This is a genomic window from Blautia sp. DFI.3.45, assembly GCF_020593505.1.
In the GTDB taxonomy this organism is placed as follows: Bacteria; Bacillota; Clostridia; order Lachnospirales; family Lachnospiraceae; genus Blautia_A; species Blautia_A wexlerae.
Map to the genome: position 1 here is coordinate 1 of NZ_JAJDMI010000011.1, position 18,681 is coordinate 18,681.

Sequence of the window (18,681 nt, forward strand, 5' to 3'; positions counted from 1 at the left end):
AATCTGCACGCCCCACTTTGCGGTATATTTTGTCCGAATTCGGTTGTCGTAGCCCGCTATGACGCCCTCATCCGAACAAAATCTTCCACAAATTGTGACGCACATCTTGCGTAAAGCATTTTTCAAACACACTCTAAAGACTCCGAGAATACATACTTATGTTTAATATTTATTAGCGTCTTTCTTATTAACCTGAATAGTGATCTTAGTGCCATCCGGCTTCTCCACTGTCCATGTGGAAATATCCGGTTTCTCTGATACAACCATACTTGCACCTCTGCCTCCCACATCAGCTCCAAGGAAAAAGCGGATGGCATCATGCCTGCATTCCTTAATACAGGAAGTACATCCCCAGCAGTCTCTTACCTGACGGATAAAGGCTTTGTTCTCTTTATCCTTTTTGATCAGATTTCCGGGACAGGCTTCAATACATCTGCCACATCCTGCACATTTACTTTTTTGAATCCGAATGCTCATCTCTCACCTGCTCCTTTCTCTGCTGTATTCAAACCTGTATTTTCCTTTGTGATCAGGTCACGATATAAGATCTTAATCTCGCCGTTTTCCATACGGGAGTTTACATATTTCATCCACTCTTCGCTCTGCTGCGGGTAGTCTGTATTCTCTCCGAAACTATGCCATCTGGTTTCCTTTCTGGCTGCCAGATGTGCGATCACTGCCTGACACACGATCAGTCGTTCGCGAAGTTCATAAATCTGCATCAGTTCATAAGTATCTGTTGCTGCCAGAGTGTCAACTACTGGCAACAATGCTGCAATCTTTTCATCTGCCTTTGCAAGACTCATCCCGCTGTATCTGTAGTCTGTACCGATTCCTCCTGCATACTGATCCATGATCTTCTGCATGGCTTCCTCAAGCTGCTCTGCATTCATCAAAGAACGGGAAGCATTCAAATGTGATTCGTATTCTGCCTTCTTAGCTATTGCAGTTTGAGACAGCTCCTGTTCTCCGCCACGCTCTAAAGCCTCTTCCTTATTTTCCGCTGCGATCCGGTCATCATCTTTGCCATTCAGATATTCCAAAATCGCCTCTGCTGCGATCTCTCCTTCTGCCAGTGCGCCGGTTACATATTTCTGCGGACATCCTCCTGCTACGTCTCCGGCTGCATATAAACCTTCAATAGTTGTAGCTCTGTTATTATCTACCCAGTAACCGCTGGCTGTATGTCCGCCTACAATATATGGCTCTGTGCCCTCAATCTCTACATTCTCTTCGGATGGTCCTTTTCCGGCTTCCATCCATTTCAGAGTCTGGGACGGTGCCATATTCAGGTAAGCTTTGTAAAGGTCCTGCTCCTGTTCTTTGGAAATACCTTCCGTTCTGAGATAACATGGACCGTTTCCTTCTCTGTTCTCCATGACTGTACCGTAAACTCGCTGGGAAGTTGTCAGACCATATTTTGTTTCATAAATATCACCATGTGCATTGACCTGTCTGGCCCCAACACCCTGAGCAATAGTTCCTGTAGGAGCAATCGTGTCCTTACATCTCAATGCAATGAAACGCATCTCAAAGGTTGTCATCTCCGCACCGGAAAGAAGTCCCATTGCATATCCTGCACCTGTGTTAAACGGAGGATACCACATCTTATGTCTGGAAAATCCCGGATTATTCGGTCTGTAAAGTCCCGCTGCACCACCTGTGGCACAAAGAACTGCTTTCGCATCAATGTCATAGAAAATATCCTCATTAACGCTAAATCCAACTGCGCCTGTGACTTTTTTGTTTTCTGTTTTATAATCTGTAATATTTACATGATTGAGAACCGTAACATTCTCCTGTTCAGCTGCCGCCTTTGCAAGGATTGGCTTCATATTTTCGCCATTGATCTTGATGTTTCGGTTTCCTCTGGCAACATATTTTCCGTTTTCGTCCTTCAGGATGACCAGCCCCAGATCTTCCATCACCTTTGTCACATGATTCAGTCTCTCTGACATGGTAAGAAGAAGGTCTTCTCTTACGATTCCATGGGCATCCTTTTTGGCATAATCCACATAATCCTGTGGCACTCTGCCTTCTGTAATATATGCGTTCAATGCATTCACGCCCGCCGCCAGACATCCGCTTCGCTTAATATTCGCTTTCTCTGCGATCAGAACTTTTCTGCCGCTTTTTTTGCCGATCACATAGGCTGCAAAGCATCCTGCCGTACCGCCGCCGATGATCAGCACATCTGTCCTGATTCTCTCTGTTCTCATTCTCTCTTACCCTTTCCTCCATACCAGTGTGCCAACAAGTTGATTTCCCGATCAGTCTTGCGTCTGAATTTCTTATTTCTTCATTGTCGTCAGTCGCCGCAGCCACCGCTGTCAGATAATTACAAAGTCATCCCTTACAGCCTCATTTTCGATCAGCTGTACACTGTCACCTTTCAGTGCAAAAATCCTGTAAAGGAATACATTCACAGTCTCACCTTCCCGGATATCTGCTTTCTCCAGGCTTCTTCTGGCAGTTACGACGGAATTGTTGACTCTCACCTGAAGTTCCAGATTATCTCCCCTGAAAGAAACCCGTTCAACCACTCCCCGGGATACGGAAGTTTTGAACTTCTCCACCTCATCCAGTTTGGAGATTTTTACAAATTCCGGGCGGACAATGATCTTGTCTGCTCCTTCTGCCTGAGCAAAGGTATGGAAATCATCCGCATTTTTCAACACAGATGGCTGTCCGAAGAAGGACGCTGTAAAAGCTGTCTCAGGATTTCTATAAACCCCTATAGGAGTTCCTTTCTGTTCGATCCGTCCTGCATTAGTGATAATAATCTCATCTGCTACTTCAATGGCCTCATCTTGATCATGAGTAACGAAAATACTGGTAATTCCCAGCTTCCCGATCATCTCTTTTAACCAGCTTCGCAGTTCCTGACGGATTTTTGCATCAATGGCTGCAAAGGGCTCATCCAGAAGCAGCACCTGGGGATTTGGAGCAAGGGCTCTGGCAAATGCCACCCTTTGCCTCTGACCGCCGGATAACTGGCTTGGATATCTTTTTTCCAGTCCTTCCAGCCCCACCAGTTTGATCAGTTCTCTGACTCTGGCATCAATTTTCTTCTTATCAGCCTTCTGAACCTTCAAACCAAATGCAACATTGTCATAAACTGTCATATAGCGAAACAACGCATAATTCTGAAATACAAATCCAATCCCACGCTGACTGGCCGGAACATCATTTACCACTTTTCCATCAATAATGACCTCTCCGCTGTCCGGGGTTTCCAGACCTGCAATCATTCGAAGAATAGTTGTTTTTCCGCTTCCGCTTGGTCCCAACAGACCAATCAGTTTACCTTTCTCAATTCCGAAATTCACATTCCTTGATGCCTGGTAAGAACCATATGTCTTATTGATATTTTTTAACTCTACATACATATCAGGCTTCCTTCTTTCCTTTATATTCAATCAGGCTTCTGACTACCAGAATGATAACCGCCATGATCACAAGCAGTGAAGATACGGCAAACGCCGGAACATACTGAAACTCATTAAACAAAATCTCTACATGAAGAGGAAGTGTATTGGTCTTTCCTCTTAAATGTCCGGAAAGTACAGATACCGCTCCAAACTCTCCCATTGCTCTTGCCGTACAGAGCACAACTCCGTACAGTAATGCCCATTTGATATGAGGGAATGTGATCTTCCAGAAAATGGTCCATCCACCTGCTCCCATCAGGGCTGCCGCTTCCTCCTCATCGCTTCCTTCTGCTTCCAGAACCGGAATCAGTTCTCTGGAAATAAAAGGAAAGGTTACAAATACAGTTGCAATAATGATTCCCGGTACAGAGAATACAACTTTAATCCCTAACTTCATGAGAAAAAAGTAAACAGGACTCTGTCGTCCGAAAATCAGAAGAAAGATCAAACCTGCAATAACAGGGGAAATAGTAACCGGAAGGTCGATCAGTGTGGTAAGAAGCTTTTTACCCCTGAACTGAAACTTCGTCAGTGCCCAGGCTGCAAAAACACCAAAAACAGTGTTAAAAACAACTGCAAAGAGTGTTGCCTTCACTGTAAGAAGAAGTGCTTTGATGGTGTACTCATCTGTCACTGCAGCTGCATAGACCTTCCATCCGCTCCGCAATGCTTCTGTGATCACAGTGATCAGAGGAAGAAGGAGCATGACTGCCAGAAACAGAACACTGATCACGACAAGCAGCCATTTTGTAATTTTCTCCGAAGTCTTTTCATTGTTGTCCATCAGGCATTTCCTCCTCTTAAAATTCTTGCATTTCTCTGCTGTATCATACTGTTAAGGAACAGAATAAAAAATGAAACTGCCAACATCACAAGTGCGATTGCCGTTGCACTTGAATAATCAAATTCCTGAAGCTTTGACATAATAACCAGCGGTGTGATTTCTGTATAATAGGGTTTATTTCCTGCGATAAATACAACACTTCCATATTCACCCAGACATCTTCCGAACGCAAGTCCGGTCCCTGCAAAGATCGCAGGCTTCAGTTCCGGAAAAATGACCTTCCAGAAGATAGTTGTTTTCTTTGCTCCCAGCACTCCTGCTGCCTCGCTGTAAGAATTATCCATCTTTTCCAGAACCGGCTGTACACTTCGCACAACGAACGGTATTCCTACAAATATCATAGCCACTGTAATACCTATTCTTGTGTATGCGATCTTGATACCGAATCCTGCAAAAAAGCTGCCGACAATTCCCGAATCTGAGGTCAGGGATGTCAGTGCAATACCTGCTACCGCTGTGGGAAGAGCAAAGGGAAGTTCGATCATCCCATCCATAAGTCTCCTGCCCGGAAAATCATATTTCACAAGCACCCACGCAAGAACAGTTCCCATAATTCCATTTATTACTGCTGCTGCAAAAGCACATACAAAACTGGTATAAAAGGATACCAGCACTCTGGCCCTTGTGATGGTTTCGATAAAATCTTTAAAACTCAGCTTCGCTGTGTAGACCACCAGGCTTGCCAGGGGGATCAGAACTACCAGACTCAATATGGAAATGGTAATTCCCATGGAGAGCCCAAACCCTGGAATCACCGGTTTATTTCTTTTTTTCATAATCAATTACCACCTCTCCTGTCTCATATATTCTGTCTGTGCTTATGCTCTTGCTTCATCTTGTCTTCCTTTATCTCTCATAAATCTGATCGAAAATTCCGCCATCTGTGAAATGTTTCTCCTGCACTTTATCCCATCCGCCATAATCACTGATATTTGCCAGATTTATATTCAGATCAAACGTATCACTGTGCTTCTTCAGGATTTTCTCATTAGTGGGGCGGAAATAATTCTCTGCTGCGATCTCCTGTGCTTCGTCGGAATACAGATAATTCAAATACTCAGTTGCCAAATCTCTTGTATCTCTGTAATCCACCACTTCATCTACCACCGCCACAGAAGGCTGTGCCAGAATACTTACGCTTGGAGTAACAATCTCATACTCATCCGGATAATCCCGCATGGATAGATAAGCTTCATTTTCCCACGCAACCAGCACATCTCCTTGTCCGTTCTCCACGAAAGAGGTCGTTGCACCTCTTGCGCCTGAGTCAAGAACCACCACATTCCGGTAAAGTTTCTTGATAAATTCCTTCATCTGCGCTTCATCGCCACCATACTTTTTATCTGCGTAAGCCCACGCTGCCATGTAGTTCCATCTGGCACCGCCGGAGGTTTTCGGATTTGGTGTTACTACTCCCACTCCTTTTTTCGTCAGATCGTCCCAGTCTTTGATATCCTTGGGATTTCCTTTCTTCACCAGAAATACGATAGTGGATGTATAAGGAGAACTGTCATTGTCAAATTTATCTTTCCATCCTGCCTTGATCAGCCCTGCGTTTTCAATAGACTCAATATCATATTCAAGTGCCAGGGTTACCACATCTGCATCCAGACCATTGGCTACCTCCAGTGCCTGTTTCCCTGAACCGCCATGGGACTGTATCACTTCCACATCTTCCCCGGTCTTCTCCTTCCAGTGGTCTTCAAATATTTTATTATACTGTTCAAACATCTCTCTGGTAGGATCATAGGAAACATTGGTGACAGACACCGTTTTTCCAAAAGCCTGTACCGGCATCAGTGCCAGTACAACTGCAAGACCAAAGGCAAATAATTTTCTGATCATGTTTCATCTCCTTTAAGGTACCAGTAGTTTTTTGCATTCTCTACTTTTCATAGTTATTCGATATGTTTTATATGATATTACAAGAAATGACAGAATTTGTCAATAGTGTATTAAAATAAGTACAATTTACGTTGTATAGATGTTACTGTTCACACATCACTATCCCGCGAGGTGTTTTGGCATGAATATGCCAAAATCCCGAGACATACAAGCCAAAATTCCATTGCCGCAGGCAATCTGGAATGAATTTTGGCTACGTTACTGAGAACGGAGTGAACAGTAACGTATAGATAAGAACACAAAAAAAGCAGCATCCTGAAATACAGAATGCTGCAGTCAAAATTACATATTTTTTATTCGGCAGAAGCTGCTGCCTTTTCTTTCTCCGGGAAAAGCTTTCCGAAAATAAATCTTACGAATGGTCCGGCATAAAAGATCTGCCAGAAGAATGCCATCGGAAAGTTCATTGCTGTTGTCTGGAGCCATGTGGGAATGATCTGACTTGCCGGTGCATGTTTGATCAGCACAGTTGCCGCAAAGCTCATACATGGACACATAAATGCAACGGATACTGCTGAGATTGCAAGTACAAGGTGGAACGGATTATCTCTTCTCATATCCACAATACCAAATGCAATCTTCTTTGCAAGACCACCGATGATAAAGAAATCAAGAATAAATGCAATCGGTCCCATGAATGTTAATTCATGAAAAGCTAACAGAAATGTCTCATTTGTCATTGTCCCTGTATTCAGTACAATGTTGTAGCAGATCATGGCATAAACCATTACAAACACCATGATAATTGTAAAAATAACTTCCTGAAACTTGTTTTTAGGCATAAAAAATCCTCCTTAGATAGTATGAATAACATCAATTAGAGATTTGTGTTGTTCATAACCATCCAGGAGGATGTACCGTTTCCAATAATACCAAATATCTGTTTCTTAAATTTACCGTTGATTATTATATGGATTCCGGATGCAAAAGTCAAGATTTTTTTTATAAATATGGTACCCCCGGGGTCTCCGGATAGCTGCCCATTGCGATCAGAAGTTCCAGACCGATCTGTCTTGCATTCAGTACCGCTGTTTTCGCAGCACTGGCATCACCTGCAACTGCCAGAATCACTTCATTGGAATGACTGGTTCCCTTATCAGGTGTCATATATTTTGCAATAGAAAGAGAGGCAGACTTCATCGCTGTATCTGCCATTACCAGTCCGATTGCAGCAGGAGAGCCAGCCATAAATCCGAATGCTTCTCCCATTGGTACTCCGAAAGCCTTATTCAGTACCTGTCCTGCACTGGCTGAATAGGCAAACTCCAGATGACCACTTTCACTGATATATACCTCTCCTGCATTTTTATTGGTAAGCTCCAGTGCCATAGATATGGCATGGCGCACATCTGAGACATCAGTTCCTCCAAGAACAATATAATTACCGTGACCGCCCCAGCCCTTTGTATCCCTTGGCAGTTCTATGGAAAGAACCTCTGTGTTGGTTGCTTTTACTGCATCATCAAGAGCAGTCAGCTGCCCTGCTGCCCCTGTACGGGAACTGAATAATCCCAGACAATGATACTTCGTTCCTATGTTCATCTCCTTGAGCAAAGTATCATCAATTCCGGAAATCACAAGTCCTATCGTATCCAGCACTGCTTTACCTACAAATTCACTGCGCGTACAGTGTGTGCTGATATTTTTTATATCTATCATTTGTTACGCCCTCCTGTATATATTACCCCATAATACCAGATTTTATATGTTTAGCTTATCATGCCCTGACAGGATAGGCAACAGAAATATACTATGGTGATCAATGTGACGAGAACACAAAAACGACAAAAATCCCCAACTCCCGCAGACCAATTCTGCGGGAGCCGGGGATTTTATGTAGGTATGAACATAATACACGAATACGCCAGTTATATAATCGATATTATACAATTAATTACTTCACGATCATACCAGTCTTCCTGTCACTGAAGATTGCTACCTCGATCAGGAAGATGATACCAAGGATCAGCTGCTGTAACTGTGTCGGCATCATCAGCATTACCAGACCACTGGAAAGTACTTTGTATGTCATAACACCAAGAATGATGTTATAGAATCTTACTTTAGCACCGCCGTTTACAGGCATTCCGCCAAGTACCAGAGCGATCATGATCTGTGTTTCCAGCTGGTTACCTGCTGTAGATGTAACGGAACCTACTTTGATAGCATTTACAAATGCTGCAAGTCCTGTGATACATCCTGCTGCCACGAATACAAGGATCTTTGTAGTCTCTACACGGATACCTGCGAATCTTGCTGCTGTTTCACCTGCACCGATTGCTTTCAGTCTGGAGCCCAGACCTGTGTAAGTAAATACAAGATATGCCACTACGAAGATGATCACTGTGAAAGTAAGCATAAATGGCAGTGTGTTGTATTTGGAAATATCACTTACTGCGTAAACAGGTGAGTTAGTTGTTGCATATGCACAAACTCCACGGAACAGATACATGGTACAGATTGTAACAATGAAGCTTGTGATTTTTCTCTTAACATTGAAGTAACCATTGATCAAACCGATGAGACCACCTGTTACCACACCACCGAGTGCTGCCAGAACCATATTGTAGTGGGAAAGGTAGCATACTACGATGGAAGCAACACCAAGCATGGAGCCCTGGGAGAAATCCAGACCACCCATTGTCATGACCATGAACACGCCGATGGATGAGATCAGCAGCATGTATGACTGGCTCAGAAGCAGTGATATATTTTTCGGCTGAAACAGTCTGCCGTCTGTGAGGATTGCAAATAATACACAGATGATCACGAATCCTGCAATAGGAAGGATCGTACGCACAATGGGACGTTCCAGAAATGGTACTTGCTCAGTTGATTTTTTTGTTGTACTCATTTTTTTACCCCCTTAAATCATATTGTCAATCAGATCTGTGTCTTTCAGATCCGGAGAGCGAAGGAATTCACCATTGATCTTACCGTCCTTCATGATCAGGATACGGTCTGCCATACCCAGAAGCTCCATGATTTCCTCAGAGATCATAATAATGGATTTTCCTCTTTTTCTCATATCGTCCATCATGGCGTAGATATCAGCTTTAACTTTGACATCAATACCACGTGTAGGGGAGTCAAGGATGATCAGGTCGGAGTCCTTACCAACCCAGCGTGCAAGAACGACTTTCTGTTTGTTACCGCCGGAAAGAGCGGATACAAACTGGTCAACGCCTGTCATTTTTGTACTCATCTGTTTTGCAAATTTATTGGCAAATTCATTCATTGTCTTTGCACGAAGGAATCCATGAGTCTTCAGATCCTCCAGAGATGGAAGACAGATGTTATCGCCAATTGTATCATTGATGACCAGAGATTCATTGTCTCTGTCTTTGGAAGCATAGGCAATACTGTGTTTGATGGCATCCGGAATGGAATTGATCGGTGTGCCGTCTCCCAGAGTTACACTTCCCTGGCGGAAATAGGAAGCTCCGAAGAGTGCCTTTCCAACCTCATGCATACCGCATTCGGAAAGTCCTCCGATACCAAGGATCTCACCTTTGTGAAGATCAAGGTTCAGGTTCTCGATCTGCCCTTTTACTGTCACGTTCTTTGCAGAAAGAACAACTTCGTCAGATACTTTTTCACCGTAGTCTGTACGATAGTAGCTGTCACCGATCTCACGGCCTACCATTAAGGCTTTCAGTCTGTCAGGTGTAGCTTCTTCCTTTGTGATGGAACCGATCTTCACACCATCTCGAAGTACACTGATATTATCAGACTGCTCGATAACCTCCTCAAGGTCATGGGAAATAAAGATTACGCAGTTTCCTGTGTCACGAACCTTGTGCATTACCTTGAAAAGCTCTTCACGGCCTTTCTGTCCAAGTGCTGTTGTTGTCTCGTCTACAACCAGAACCTTCGGATTAAAGTAGGTAGATTTTACGATCTCTACCAGCTTACGATCCTCGAAGTTGTAATCATCGATCACCTTAGTTGCATCAATATAGTTGAATCCGTAACTGTCCAGATATTCCTGGGCTTTCTTGTTCATTGCTGCGGTATTTTTGATACCACATTTAGTAAACTGATCCTCGTTTCCAAGGAAAATATTCTCTGCTACAGTCAGTCCGGAAAGTGTTCCGATCTCCTGTACGATAATGGCTACACCCTGATGGTTGGCTTCAACCTGGTTGGTTGCGGTGATCTCTTTTCCTTCAAGGATAAACTTGCCGGAATCTTTCTGGTAAATACCTGTCAGGCAGGATGTTAATGTAGATTTACCGGAACCATTTTCACCGATCAGTGCGTGGATCTCACCTTTATTAAATGTAAAGGAAACGTTGTCCAGGGCGTGTGTGATGCCAAAATGTTTATCAATATTTTCTGCTCTTAATAATATTTCACCCATAATCGTTCTCCTTATTTTACTACAAGACCTTTAACCGGTTTAGTTGTCAGTGCAACGATAACCAGCAGAGCAACACCTGTTACTACGTTCTGGATCGTAGTCGGAGCTCCCAGTGCAACGAAACCGTTGAACATAAGCTGAATGATCATTTCACCGATTACAATAGCGATAACCGGATGGCCATATTTCTTAAATGCCAGTCCAAAGAATGTTCCCATCAGAGGAGTAAAGTTACGGCTCATAGAGGAAAGGTTGGAAGCTGATGTCATGGAAGTACCAAAACTGATTGTCAGGATTGCCTGAAGTCCGAAGAAAAATCCTGCAAGAGTAAATGCTACGATCTTATATTTCGGAACATTTACACCCATGTTCTTGGCTACAACTTCGTTACTTCCGATGGCGTAAGTATAAGTACCGATTTTTGTATATTTCAAAATGAATGCGCAAAGCAGATATGCGATCAGTGCCAGGATCAGGTTGCCCGGATAATCACCAAATGCTCTGTAGTCTGCTGAAAGTATTACGTTCTTTCCGTTTGTGGCGTATACACTGAAGGCCTCATAGATCAGGGACAGCGCACATGTAACGATCAGGGAAGAGATATGTAATTTAATATAAACAATACCATTGATGAGACCAATGATCGTACCACAGATCAGCGGTGCAATGATAAGACCGGCATAACCGAATTTTTCACTTGCATTGCAGGCGATAATGGATGAAAGTACGATATTGGCACCAACACTCATATCGAAAGGTCCCATTACGCAGATAAAGTAGAGGCCACATCCGCCAACTGCGTAAATTAATGCTGATTTCATGTAAGTGGCCAGTTTCTCCGGGGAACCGAAAGTAGTCGGTGCAAGTACTTTAAATACTGCCCAGAAAACTACAAGCATAAGAACCAGAAGGCCGATTCCATAATACTGGCTTTGTTTGAGTTTTTTCATAACCATTCTCCTTATCCAATTCATCGCCCGCCAAAAGCAGGAGGTCACACGCTTCATCAGGGTTTGGCCTTTTGCTTCGAGCGGGCACTGACAATTACCTCTTAAAAGTTTCTCCACTGCCCTTTGGAGAAAAGGCAGTGGAGCACAAGTTCATCATATTAGTTGCTGTGACGGGAAATAACATCCTCAATAGAAAGTGATGTGGCTGCTTTGTTCAGATCATCAAAGCTGTATCCTGCTAATTCCACAAGCTCTTCGTCTGTGTATGGATCGTCATCTACAAAGTATTTCTTGTAGTTTTCATAGTCTTCGGAAGAAGATACATACAGGTATGGGAACTGGATTTCGTATCCGAAGGATCCTTCATCTTTTACATAGTTGCCTTTGATTGCGTTATATGTGATAAGGAATGCATATAACGGGTCGCAGAAGTGTCCGCCTGATTCAGCAAACATTCCGCCTGATTCAAGCTGCTCGCCAAGGTCATCAAGGAAGTCTGTGGAAACAACGTCGATCTTTCCTGTAAGTCCTTCGTTTGCCAGAGCACCGATGGAACCAACAAGCGGGTCACCGCCACCACCTGCAACGATCAGAGCGTCCATATCAGGGTTGGAATTGTAAAGGGAAAGAGCTGCTGCTGCACCTTCTTCAGAAGATGTGTTAGCATATACAGGCTCTGTGATTGTTGCCTGATCATCAGGATTAGCTTCGTTCCATTCGTCAACTGCCTGTTTGTAACCTGTCCATCTCTGCTGGAATGTAGCATCACCAACTGTCCATGCCTCAAGTCCGATGTTTCTGTCACCGTTCTCAAGAAGCAGGTTAACCAGTGTATATCCGTTTGTTACTTCGTCTTCATGAACTGCACCAAGATAATACTGTGAGTTGCATGCTGTCTGATATACTTCAGGGCTGTTCTCTTCGGAGATGATACGATAGAACTGTGTAAGGTAAACCTGATTTGCATCACATGTCTGGATGGCAGATGTCATTTCGGAGTCTGCAGAGTTACAGATTACGATACCGTTACATCCTGCTGCGCAAAGCTGTTCAACAGAAGCTGTAACCTGCTCAGATACGTGGCCCTGGTCAACATACATTACATTAACACCAAGAGCATCTGCTGCTTTGTCAATGATTTTTTTACTCTGGCTTCCAAGTACGTCTGTGGAGCTCCAGATTGATACGCCGATTGTGATGTCGTCATCGGCTGCCTGTGCTGTAACTGCACCTGCCGGTAAAGAACCAACCATTGCTGCTGTTGCTGCGATAGCGACTGCTTTTCTCATTCTTTTTTTCATGTTGTAAAACCCTCCTTGAAAAATTTTGGTTTCTTGTTTTTTTGAACGGAAGTTTTTCCGGGCTTTCCGTTCCTCTGTGATTATATTAAACCATACTTTGCCTTTGGTCAGTTAGGACATATTTGGAAAATTTTGTTGCACATTTTTGACCAGTTTATATATAAAACTTGGACAAAATATGAACAAGTTGAGCAAAATGCCAGTAACTTGTATGTTTTCTCTATTGTTTATAGCAATTCCATAAAATAATGCAATCAAGACAGTTCAGCAGAGTGCGAAGGACAAGGAAGATACCTGCAGGCGTGCTGACGCACGGCAAAGATATCTTCCCAAAAAGTCCTCTGTATCCATTCGATTCGATAAGAACCGCCATACAGAGGACTTCCGCTTTCGTTACTGTCCACTCAATTCTACCTGAGTTTCTTCCATATTATAATTGTGCAAATTTATTCCGATACTCCCTCGGGCTGCATCCCATCTTCTTTCGGAACACCCTGCTGAAGTAGTTATAATCATCATATCCCACCAGAAACGAAATCGTCTCCAGCTTCTTGTCCTGATCTTTCATAAGCTCTGCCGCTTTCTCCATCCGGATTCTGGTAAGAAATGCAATGATCGTCTCACCGTATTTCTGACTGAAAGTCCTGGAGAGATAGCTTGCATCCATATGATACTGTTCTGCCAGAGCAGTGAGTGTAATATTCTCATGATAGGAACGCTCAATATATTTATGGATCTGCTCTACCTGCTGCATAATAGAACCTGCATCAGAGCTTTTATCTTCTCCGCTCTCCCATAAGCTGTCCAGCAGGATTTTCAGGGAGGCGAGCAGAGACGGCGCATTGAGACATTTCATATAATAATCAATGTTATCCATGGCTTCCTCTGCCTGTGCGGTAAGCTCCGGACATTTCTCCTGAACATAACGGTAAAGGATTCCTGTAATCCTGCCCGCATACTGTTTCACATCCAGGTAAGTCCAGTTTCCATCATCACACTGTCTGAAATTACAGGTCTTAAAGATCAGCTTCTCTGCCTCTGCCTTCTGTCCCGTTGTCAACAGATGGTACAACTCCGTCTCCATATGTACAGGTGCTGATTTCCCGACCATCTGCATTTCGCTGTTTCTCTGCTGCTCTCCGGTTTTCTCTTCCGAACAGGAAAGGATACTGTGTTCCCTGTTAAACGGACGGGTAATCAGTGTTGAGATCAGTTCTCTGTAAACTGTACCGATATCATCCAGTGAACTTGTCTGCTCATGGAGCACAACAGAAACAGGGCCGTATTCTTCCAGCGGAAACTCCTTCAGAATATTTTCCGCCAGTGCTCTGAATTCCTTTGCATCAGCAGTCTTTACAATAAGAAATTCACTCATCTTATTGCTGTTGTTAAAAATAATCGCATTCTCCTCCAGACCGGTCAATTCTCTCAATCTGGACTTGATATTCCAGGACATCTGCAGATTATCATGTTCAAACTGCTCCGCAATCTCTGTAATATTGTAAAATTTAACCATCAGTGTGGCTACTTCCGAAAATGTATTCGTGCTGGATACATGAGTCTGGGATGCTGACTGCCCGTACAGTTTTCCGGAAAGCAGTGCCGAGTATTCACTGTCTTCCAGAAATGATGACAGCTTATGTTTCTGAAGCTTGCTGGTCTCATCCTGCTTTTTTGTATTCTCCCGCTCTTCCAGAAGTCCCAGTGCCTTGGTAAGCACCTTTACCATCTCTTCTTTTCCCACAGGCTTCAGAAGATAATCCAGGCCGCCGGAAACAAATACACCCTTTACCTTATCAAAGTCATCATAGCCACTGATGGCGATGGTAATGATTTCAGGGTATTCATTCTGCAAACGCTGCAGCAATTCCAGACCGCTCAGAAATGGCATATTAATATCTGTGAGAATAATATCCGGTTTTTCTTCGGCAATCCTCTCTATAACCTCTTCCCCGTCACATGCAGGCTCCAGAAATTCCAGGGAATACTCCTCCCATGGTATCAGATTCCGGATATTTTCCCTGCTCCAGAATTCATCATCTGCAGCAAGAACCTTATATTTCATATTTTTCATTGTCTCTCTCCTTGCTTATTTTTGAACATTTTCGTAACTATTCAGTAGTCTACTATCCCGCGAGGTGTTTTGGCACGTAAGTACCAAAATCCCGAGACATACAAGCCAAAATGCCATCACCGCAGGTGATTTTTAATGCATTTTGGCTCGTAACTGTGAAGGTACTGAACAGTTACACATTTTCCATATCACCGGAATTCTCCGTAGAAACAGCCGGGACTGTGATCGTCACAGTTGTCCCCTCGCCTGCTGTACTTTCAATATGCAGTCCGTATTTCTCTCCGAAAAGCCTCTTCAGACGCGCATTAACATTCAGGATTCCAATGGAAATGCCGGATTCCACACGTTTCATATCATTCTGATCCAGCAGACGGTTCATAGATTCCGCATCCATTCCCGCACCATTATCCTGAATTGTGATCACCAGATTCTCATTCACATGTTCTGAACGAATCAGAAGCTTTTTGTCCTTACGGCGGACGTTTCTGAGACCATGTGTAAGTGCATTCTCCACAACCGGCTGGATGCAGATACGCGGCATCTGATCTGCCAGTGTATCGCTGTCAATCTGATAATCGTAAGCTATCGTTGAGCCATTTCTCACATCCATAACATAGAGATAATTTCTCACATGCGCCATCTCATTCTGCACAGTGGAAAGCTCATCTGTCATATTCAGACTGTAGCGGAAAATTGCAGACAGCGAATGACACATACCGCTTACCATCGGACAGTTCTGAGCATTGGCAATCCCGCTCATGGTATCCAGTGTATTATAGAGGAAATGGGGATTGATCTGTGCCTGTAGCATTTTATATTCCGTCCGCTCTACCAGCATTTTATGCTGCAGTTCTTCCTGCGCCATGACCTGCATACGGTCAAGCATTTCATTAAATTCCGTACCCAGCGTAGTCAGCTCCTGGGACCATCCTACGGGCTGCACCCGAAGCTGGGTTTCTCCGTCCTTGATCCGCGTGATAGTGCTGCTCATCTCTTCTACAGGCTTTGTCATCCACTGAGACACAAACAATACGATCACCATAATTGCAAAAATCATGGCTCCCATTATAATAAGAAGTGTTCGGATCAGTGTCTTCTGCGTTGCAGTGAGAAGAGACTGTGAGACAAGCACAAATGCCTCCAGATTATAATTCTCCTGAGACACCTGGATCAGATAATTCCCATCATACTCCTGTTCCAGTTCACCGGATTTATAATGACTTTGTACAACCTTTGCAAGCTGTTTCTGGATTCTGCACTGACTCTCTGAAGCCTCCCCGGTCATTGCGATTACCCGGTCATTTAATGGCTGCAGCCACAGACATACCTGCTCTACATCTACATATTTAGCCATAATAGAAGTAAGTGCCGCACTGTTAATATCACAGACCAGATACCCCAGGGCATTCCTGTCTGCATCATAATTATGCAGTTTCAGCACAAATCGCACAATATCTTTCTTTGCAGCAGAATTGTGATATCCGGAAATCATCAGATCTGTACGTTTTCCATGCACATAATCATAAACCCGGTCTGAATTATCATCATACTCTGCCTTGTAAATATCTTTGGGATATGTAACTGAATTGTAGCGGTAGCTGCTGATCAGATGATCCTTTGTATCATAAAGATACATGGCAAGAAGCTGATCCTCCTTTGTAAAACGCTTCCTTGCAAAATACCAGCTTCTCCAGTAATAATCCTTCATGCTTGCATCCTTTTCAGCAGCTTCACGCATAGCTGCGATAAGATCCTGCTCACTGTAGATCGTAAGCATTTCCCCTCGTATTGTGTGGATAAAATTAGACAGATCTGTCTGCATTTTATTCAGAGAAATCTCATGATCTGAAATGCTCTCTGCCCGAATCTGTCTGCGCAGAGACTGATGAAACAGAAATGTCTGCAGAAGAAGTGCGAACACTACACTTGCAATGCACAGAACAAGCAGTGCCCTCCGCATTGTCCACCTTTTTTTCATTATTCCTTCCCCCTCATGTCAAGCGGATAAAAATCATCCGCTTTGTTACGCGGCTCTACATCGAATAACTGCTCCGCAGTTTATTCGGTTAGATACCTGATAATTCTGTAGCAATTCCTGTAAATTTCACATTCTGATAAACAGATACAAAATGCATTATCCACAAAAAATCACCATATATCCTTATCATAATTATACATTATCACAATTATAATACAGGAATTTTGCATTGAAAAGCAAAACAGGAAACTTCCATCAAAAAAACAGCAGTAAAGTGTATGTCAATCCAATCCACCTTACTGCTGCCTGTTTTTCCTGATAACATCTAACTCAATATTTGTCAAACAGATATTCACAATCCGCTTCTCTGGCTGCTCATAATTTTATGTTCAGTAACACCCTTTGCGGCATATTTACTTTTCAATATGTACTGCACCTACTGCGCGGATATTCATTGGATATACGTTCTCTTTTCCGGCAAATTCAGAAATATAGGAAACATAGTTCTCTGTTTCTTCTTCCGGCACTACGCACATGATAACACCGGCAAATCCGCCTCCATGGATACGGCAGATACCTTTGCCCAGTTTCTCAAGGAAGAGATCTGTAAGAGCAAGCGCAACAGAAATCTTCTGCTCTGTATATGCTTTGATCGGATAGCAGTTCTGAAGTAATTCCCAGGAAGATTTTCCTGATTCACTGAGGAGCTTCAGTACAGTCTCACCATCTTTCTCTTCAACTGCTTTTGCAGCTCTCTCTACACGTTCGTTCTCTTTGAAGAAATGAATCGCTCTTAAGATTGCTCTGTCATTATCAATCTTATCCATATTTGCAAGCACTTTGTCAAGAGTTGTCTCACAGAGAAGCTCTGCTCCTGCTGCCTTGGCTGCCTCTTTCATTTCCATAGGGATCTCAGAGTATTCTTCACTTAAATCAGCATGACCTTTTCCTGTATTAACGATTACAAGATGATGATCATAATCATGGAAAGAGAAGTTTACTTTCTCATATTTTGGATTCTCTCTGTCTGAGAAGTCCAGAAGGATCGGTCCGCCAACTGCACATGCAAGCTGATCCATTAATCCGGAAGCCTTCAGCCAGTAAACATTCTCAGCATACTGTCCTGCTTTTGCATAGTTGATGTATGTCATTGCACCATCATTAAAGAAATAATTAATGATGGAACATACCAGCATTTCGAAAGATGCAGAAGAGCTTACACCTGCTGCACGGATTACATTTGTAGTCACATAAGCATCAAAACCGGCTACTTTAAAACCGAATTTCTGAATAGCTTCCACCATACCTGCTACCAGAGATACGGTTCCCTGAGCCTTCGGTACGCTGGCAAGGTCATTGATGTCTACGACAACTTCCTTGTCATATCCTTCACTTGTGATACGGATAACACTGCTGTTGTTCGGGTAAGCTGCACCGATGGTATCCATATCAATGCTGCCTGCGATCACACGGCCGCCATTATGATCTGTATGGTTTCCGATGATCTCTGTTCTTCCTGGTGCTGTAAAAAATTCTGCTGTATCATGATGGTAAATTTCTGCGAAATGATCAGCTACAGCCTGAAAACGTGCTGCTGATTTCTCTGCTTCGCCGTAAATACGTGTCAATTCATTTTTATTTGGAATATTCATTGTAAAAATCCTCCGTTCATTTTTCCGGTCTGACCGCTGATACATAGTTTTATGAGTACTATGTACTGACAATTTTCACGGTTTACAGTGGCAGTGCAGGTGTGAAAATCAGCGGCAGACGGGAATATGTGTATGAAAGTTTGGGAGCAGCCTTATCAGCTACACTCTTGAATTAAAGTATAC

At 43.3% G+C, this 18,681-nt stretch carries 15 protein-coding genes and 1 pseudogene; all 16 read right to left on the reverse strand.

Annotated elements, in window-relative coordinates:
* Nucleotides 1-60 precede the first annotated feature (60 nt).
* Nucleotides 61-105: pseudogene (locus tag LJE09_RS18700) on the reverse strand (hypothetical protein); the annotation flags it as partial.
* 57 nt (nucleotides 106-162) lie between these two features.
* Nucleotides 163-477 (reverse strand): 4Fe-4S dicluster domain-containing protein, encoded by a 315-nt coding sequence (locus LJE09_RS05835; RefSeq protein ID WP_008705189.1) that lies wholly within the window; start codon nucleotides 475-477, stop codon nucleotides 163-165.
* Complete coding sequence (locus tag LJE09_RS05840; RefSeq protein WP_055053928.1) at nucleotides 474-2,219, reverse strand: adenylyl-sulfate reductase subunit alpha; 1,746 nt, start codon at nucleotides 2,217-2,219, stop codon at nucleotides 474-476. The genes LJE09_RS05835 and LJE09_RS05840 overlap by 4 nt, the downstream gene beginning before the upstream one ends.
* Before the next feature lie 111 nt (nucleotides 2,220-2,330).
* Entirely contained in the window at nucleotides 2,331-3,389 is a 1,059-nt protein-coding gene (locus tag LJE09_RS05845) for a sulfate/molybdate ABC transporter ATP-binding protein (RefSeq protein ID WP_055053929.1), read from the reverse strand.
* Between the two features lies 1 nt (nucleotide 3,390).
* Complete coding sequence (cysW, locus tag LJE09_RS05850) at nucleotides 3,391-4,215, reverse strand: sulfate ABC transporter permease subunit CysW (RefSeq protein WP_062808166.1); 825 nt, start codon at nucleotides 4,213-4,215, stop codon at nucleotides 3,391-3,393.
* Nucleotides 4,215-5,051 carry a sulfate ABC transporter permease subunit CysT gene (gene cysT / locus LJE09_RS05855; RefSeq protein ID WP_195981608.1) on the reverse strand — a complete coding sequence of 279 codons (837 nt, stop codon included), beginning with the start codon at nucleotides 5,049-5,051 and terminating at the stop codon, nucleotides 4,215-4,217. The genes cysW and cysT overlap by 1 nt, the downstream gene beginning before the upstream one ends.
* A gap of 70 nt (nucleotides 5,052-5,121) precedes the next feature.
* A complete protein-coding gene (locus LJE09_RS05860; RefSeq protein WP_055059730.1) occupies nucleotides 5,122-6,120 on the reverse strand; it encodes a sulfate ABC transporter substrate-binding protein in 999 nt (332 codons plus the stop codon).
* 353 nt (nucleotides 6,121-6,473) lie between these two features.
* Nucleotides 6,474-6,962 carry a hypothetical protein gene (locus LJE09_RS05865; RefSeq protein WP_008705200.1) on the reverse strand — a complete coding sequence of 163 codons (489 nt, stop codon included), beginning with the start codon at nucleotides 6,960-6,962 and terminating at the stop codon, nucleotides 6,474-6,476.
* Nucleotides 6,963-7,122: 160 nt separating this feature from the next.
* The gene (gene pduB, locus LJE09_RS05870; protein ID WP_055153329.1) at nucleotides 7,123-7,839 is read right to left on the reverse strand and encodes a microcompartment protein PduB; all 717 of its coding nucleotides are present in this window, start codon (nucleotides 7,837-7,839) and stop codon (nucleotides 7,123-7,125) included.
* 235 nt (nucleotides 7,840-8,074) lie between these two features.
* Nucleotides 8,075-9,034, reverse strand: coding sequence for an ABC transporter permease (locus LJE09_RS05875; protein WP_055058631.1), 960 nt, complete (start codon nucleotides 9,032-9,034; stop codon nucleotides 8,075-8,077).
* 12 nt (nucleotides 9,035-9,046) lie between these two features.
* Nucleotides 9,047-10,543, reverse strand: coding sequence for a sugar ABC transporter ATP-binding protein (locus LJE09_RS05880; RefSeq protein ID WP_055059728.1), 1,497 nt, complete (start codon nucleotides 10,541-10,543; stop codon nucleotides 9,047-9,049).
* Nucleotides 10,544-10,554: 11 nt separating this feature from the next.
* Nucleotides 10,555-11,493, reverse strand: a complete 939-nt coding sequence (locus LJE09_RS05885; RefSeq protein ID WP_227311045.1) for an ABC transporter permease — start codon at nucleotides 11,491-11,493, stop codon at nucleotides 10,555-10,557.
* A 158-nt stretch (nucleotides 11,494-11,651) separates the two neighbouring features.
* Nucleotides 11,652-12,794, reverse strand: a complete 1,143-nt coding sequence (locus LJE09_RS05890) for a sugar ABC transporter substrate-binding protein (protein ID WP_055058632.1) — start codon at nucleotides 12,792-12,794, stop codon at nucleotides 11,652-11,654.
* A 430-nt stretch (nucleotides 12,795-13,224) separates the two neighbouring features.
* A complete protein-coding gene (locus LJE09_RS05895; protein ID WP_119253535.1) occupies nucleotides 13,225-14,868 on the reverse strand; it encodes an AraC family transcriptional regulator in 1,644 nt (547 codons plus the stop codon).
* A gap of 172 nt (nucleotides 14,869-15,040) precedes the next feature.
* Nucleotides 15,041-16,846, reverse strand: a complete 1,806-nt coding sequence (locus LJE09_RS05900) for a sensor histidine kinase (RefSeq protein WP_227311046.1) — start codon at nucleotides 16,844-16,846, stop codon at nucleotides 15,041-15,043.
* 413 nt (nucleotides 16,847-17,259) lie between these two features.
* On the reverse strand, nucleotides 17,260-18,498 hold the full coding sequence (locus tag LJE09_RS05905; RefSeq protein ID WP_118408587.1) for a galactokinase: 1,239 nt from the start codon (nucleotides 18,496-18,498) through the stop codon (nucleotides 17,260-17,262).
* Nucleotides 18,499-18,681 lie beyond the last annotated feature (183 nt).

What these genes read in the sequence shown, in the direction of transcription:
- LJE09_RS05840 (WP_055053928.1), bottom strand. Translation starts at nt 2,219, where the DNA reads ATGAGAACAGAGAGAATCAGGACAGATGTGCTGATCATCGGCGGCGGT.
- LJE09_RS05875 (WP_055058631.1), bottom strand. Translation starts at nt 9,034, where the DNA reads ATGAGTACAACAAAAAAATCAACTGAGCAAGTACCATTTCTGGAACGT.
- cysT (WP_195981608.1), bottom strand. Translation starts at nt 5,051, where the DNA reads ATGAAAAAAAGAAATAAACCGGTGATTCCAGGGTTTGGGCTCTCCATG.
- LJE09_RS05890 (WP_055058632.1), bottom strand. Translation starts at nt 12,794, where the DNA reads ATGAAAAAAAGAATGAGAAAAGCAGTCGCTATCGCAGCAACAGCAGCA.
- pduB (WP_055153329.1), bottom strand. Translation starts at nt 7,839, where the DNA reads ATGATAGATATAAAAAATATCAGCACACACTGTACGCGCAGTGAATTT.
- LJE09_RS05880 (WP_055059728.1), bottom strand. Translation starts at nt 10,543, where the DNA reads ATGGGTGAAATATTATTAAGAGCAGAAAATATTGATAAACATTTTGGC.
- cysW (WP_062808166.1), bottom strand. Translation starts at nt 4,215, where the DNA reads ATGGACAACAATGAAAAGACTTCGGAGAAAATTACAAAATGGCTGCTT.
- LJE09_RS05835 (WP_008705189.1), bottom strand. Translation starts at nt 477, where the DNA reads ATGAGCATTCGGATTCAAAAAAGTAAATGTGCAGGATGTGGCAGATGT.
- LJE09_RS05885 (WP_227311045.1), bottom strand. Translation starts at nt 11,493, where the DNA reads ATGAAAAAACTCAAACAAAGCCAGTATTATGGAATCGGCCTTCTGGTT.
- LJE09_RS05900 (WP_227311046.1), bottom strand. Translation starts at nt 16,846, where the DNA reads ATGAAAAAAAGGTGGACAATGCGGAGGGCACTGCTTGTTCTGTGCATT.
- LJE09_RS05905 (WP_118408587.1), bottom strand. Translation starts at nt 18,498, where the DNA reads ATGAATATTCCAAATAAAAATGAATTGACACGTATTTACGGCGAAGCA.
- LJE09_RS05895 (WP_119253535.1), bottom strand. Translation starts at nt 14,868, where the DNA reads ATGAAAAATATGAAATATAAGGTTCTTGCTGCAGATGATGAATTCTGG.
- LJE09_RS05865 (WP_008705200.1), bottom strand. Translation starts at nt 6,962, where the DNA reads ATGCCTAAAAACAAGTTTCAGGAAGTTATTTTTACAATTATCATGGTG.
- LJE09_RS05845 (WP_055053929.1), bottom strand. Translation starts at nt 3,389, where the DNA reads ATGTATGTAGAGTTAAAAAATATCAATAAGACATATGGTTCTTACCAG.
- LJE09_RS05860 (WP_055059730.1), bottom strand. Translation starts at nt 6,120, where the DNA reads ATGATCAGAAAATTATTTGCCTTTGGTCTTGCAGTTGTACTGGCACTG.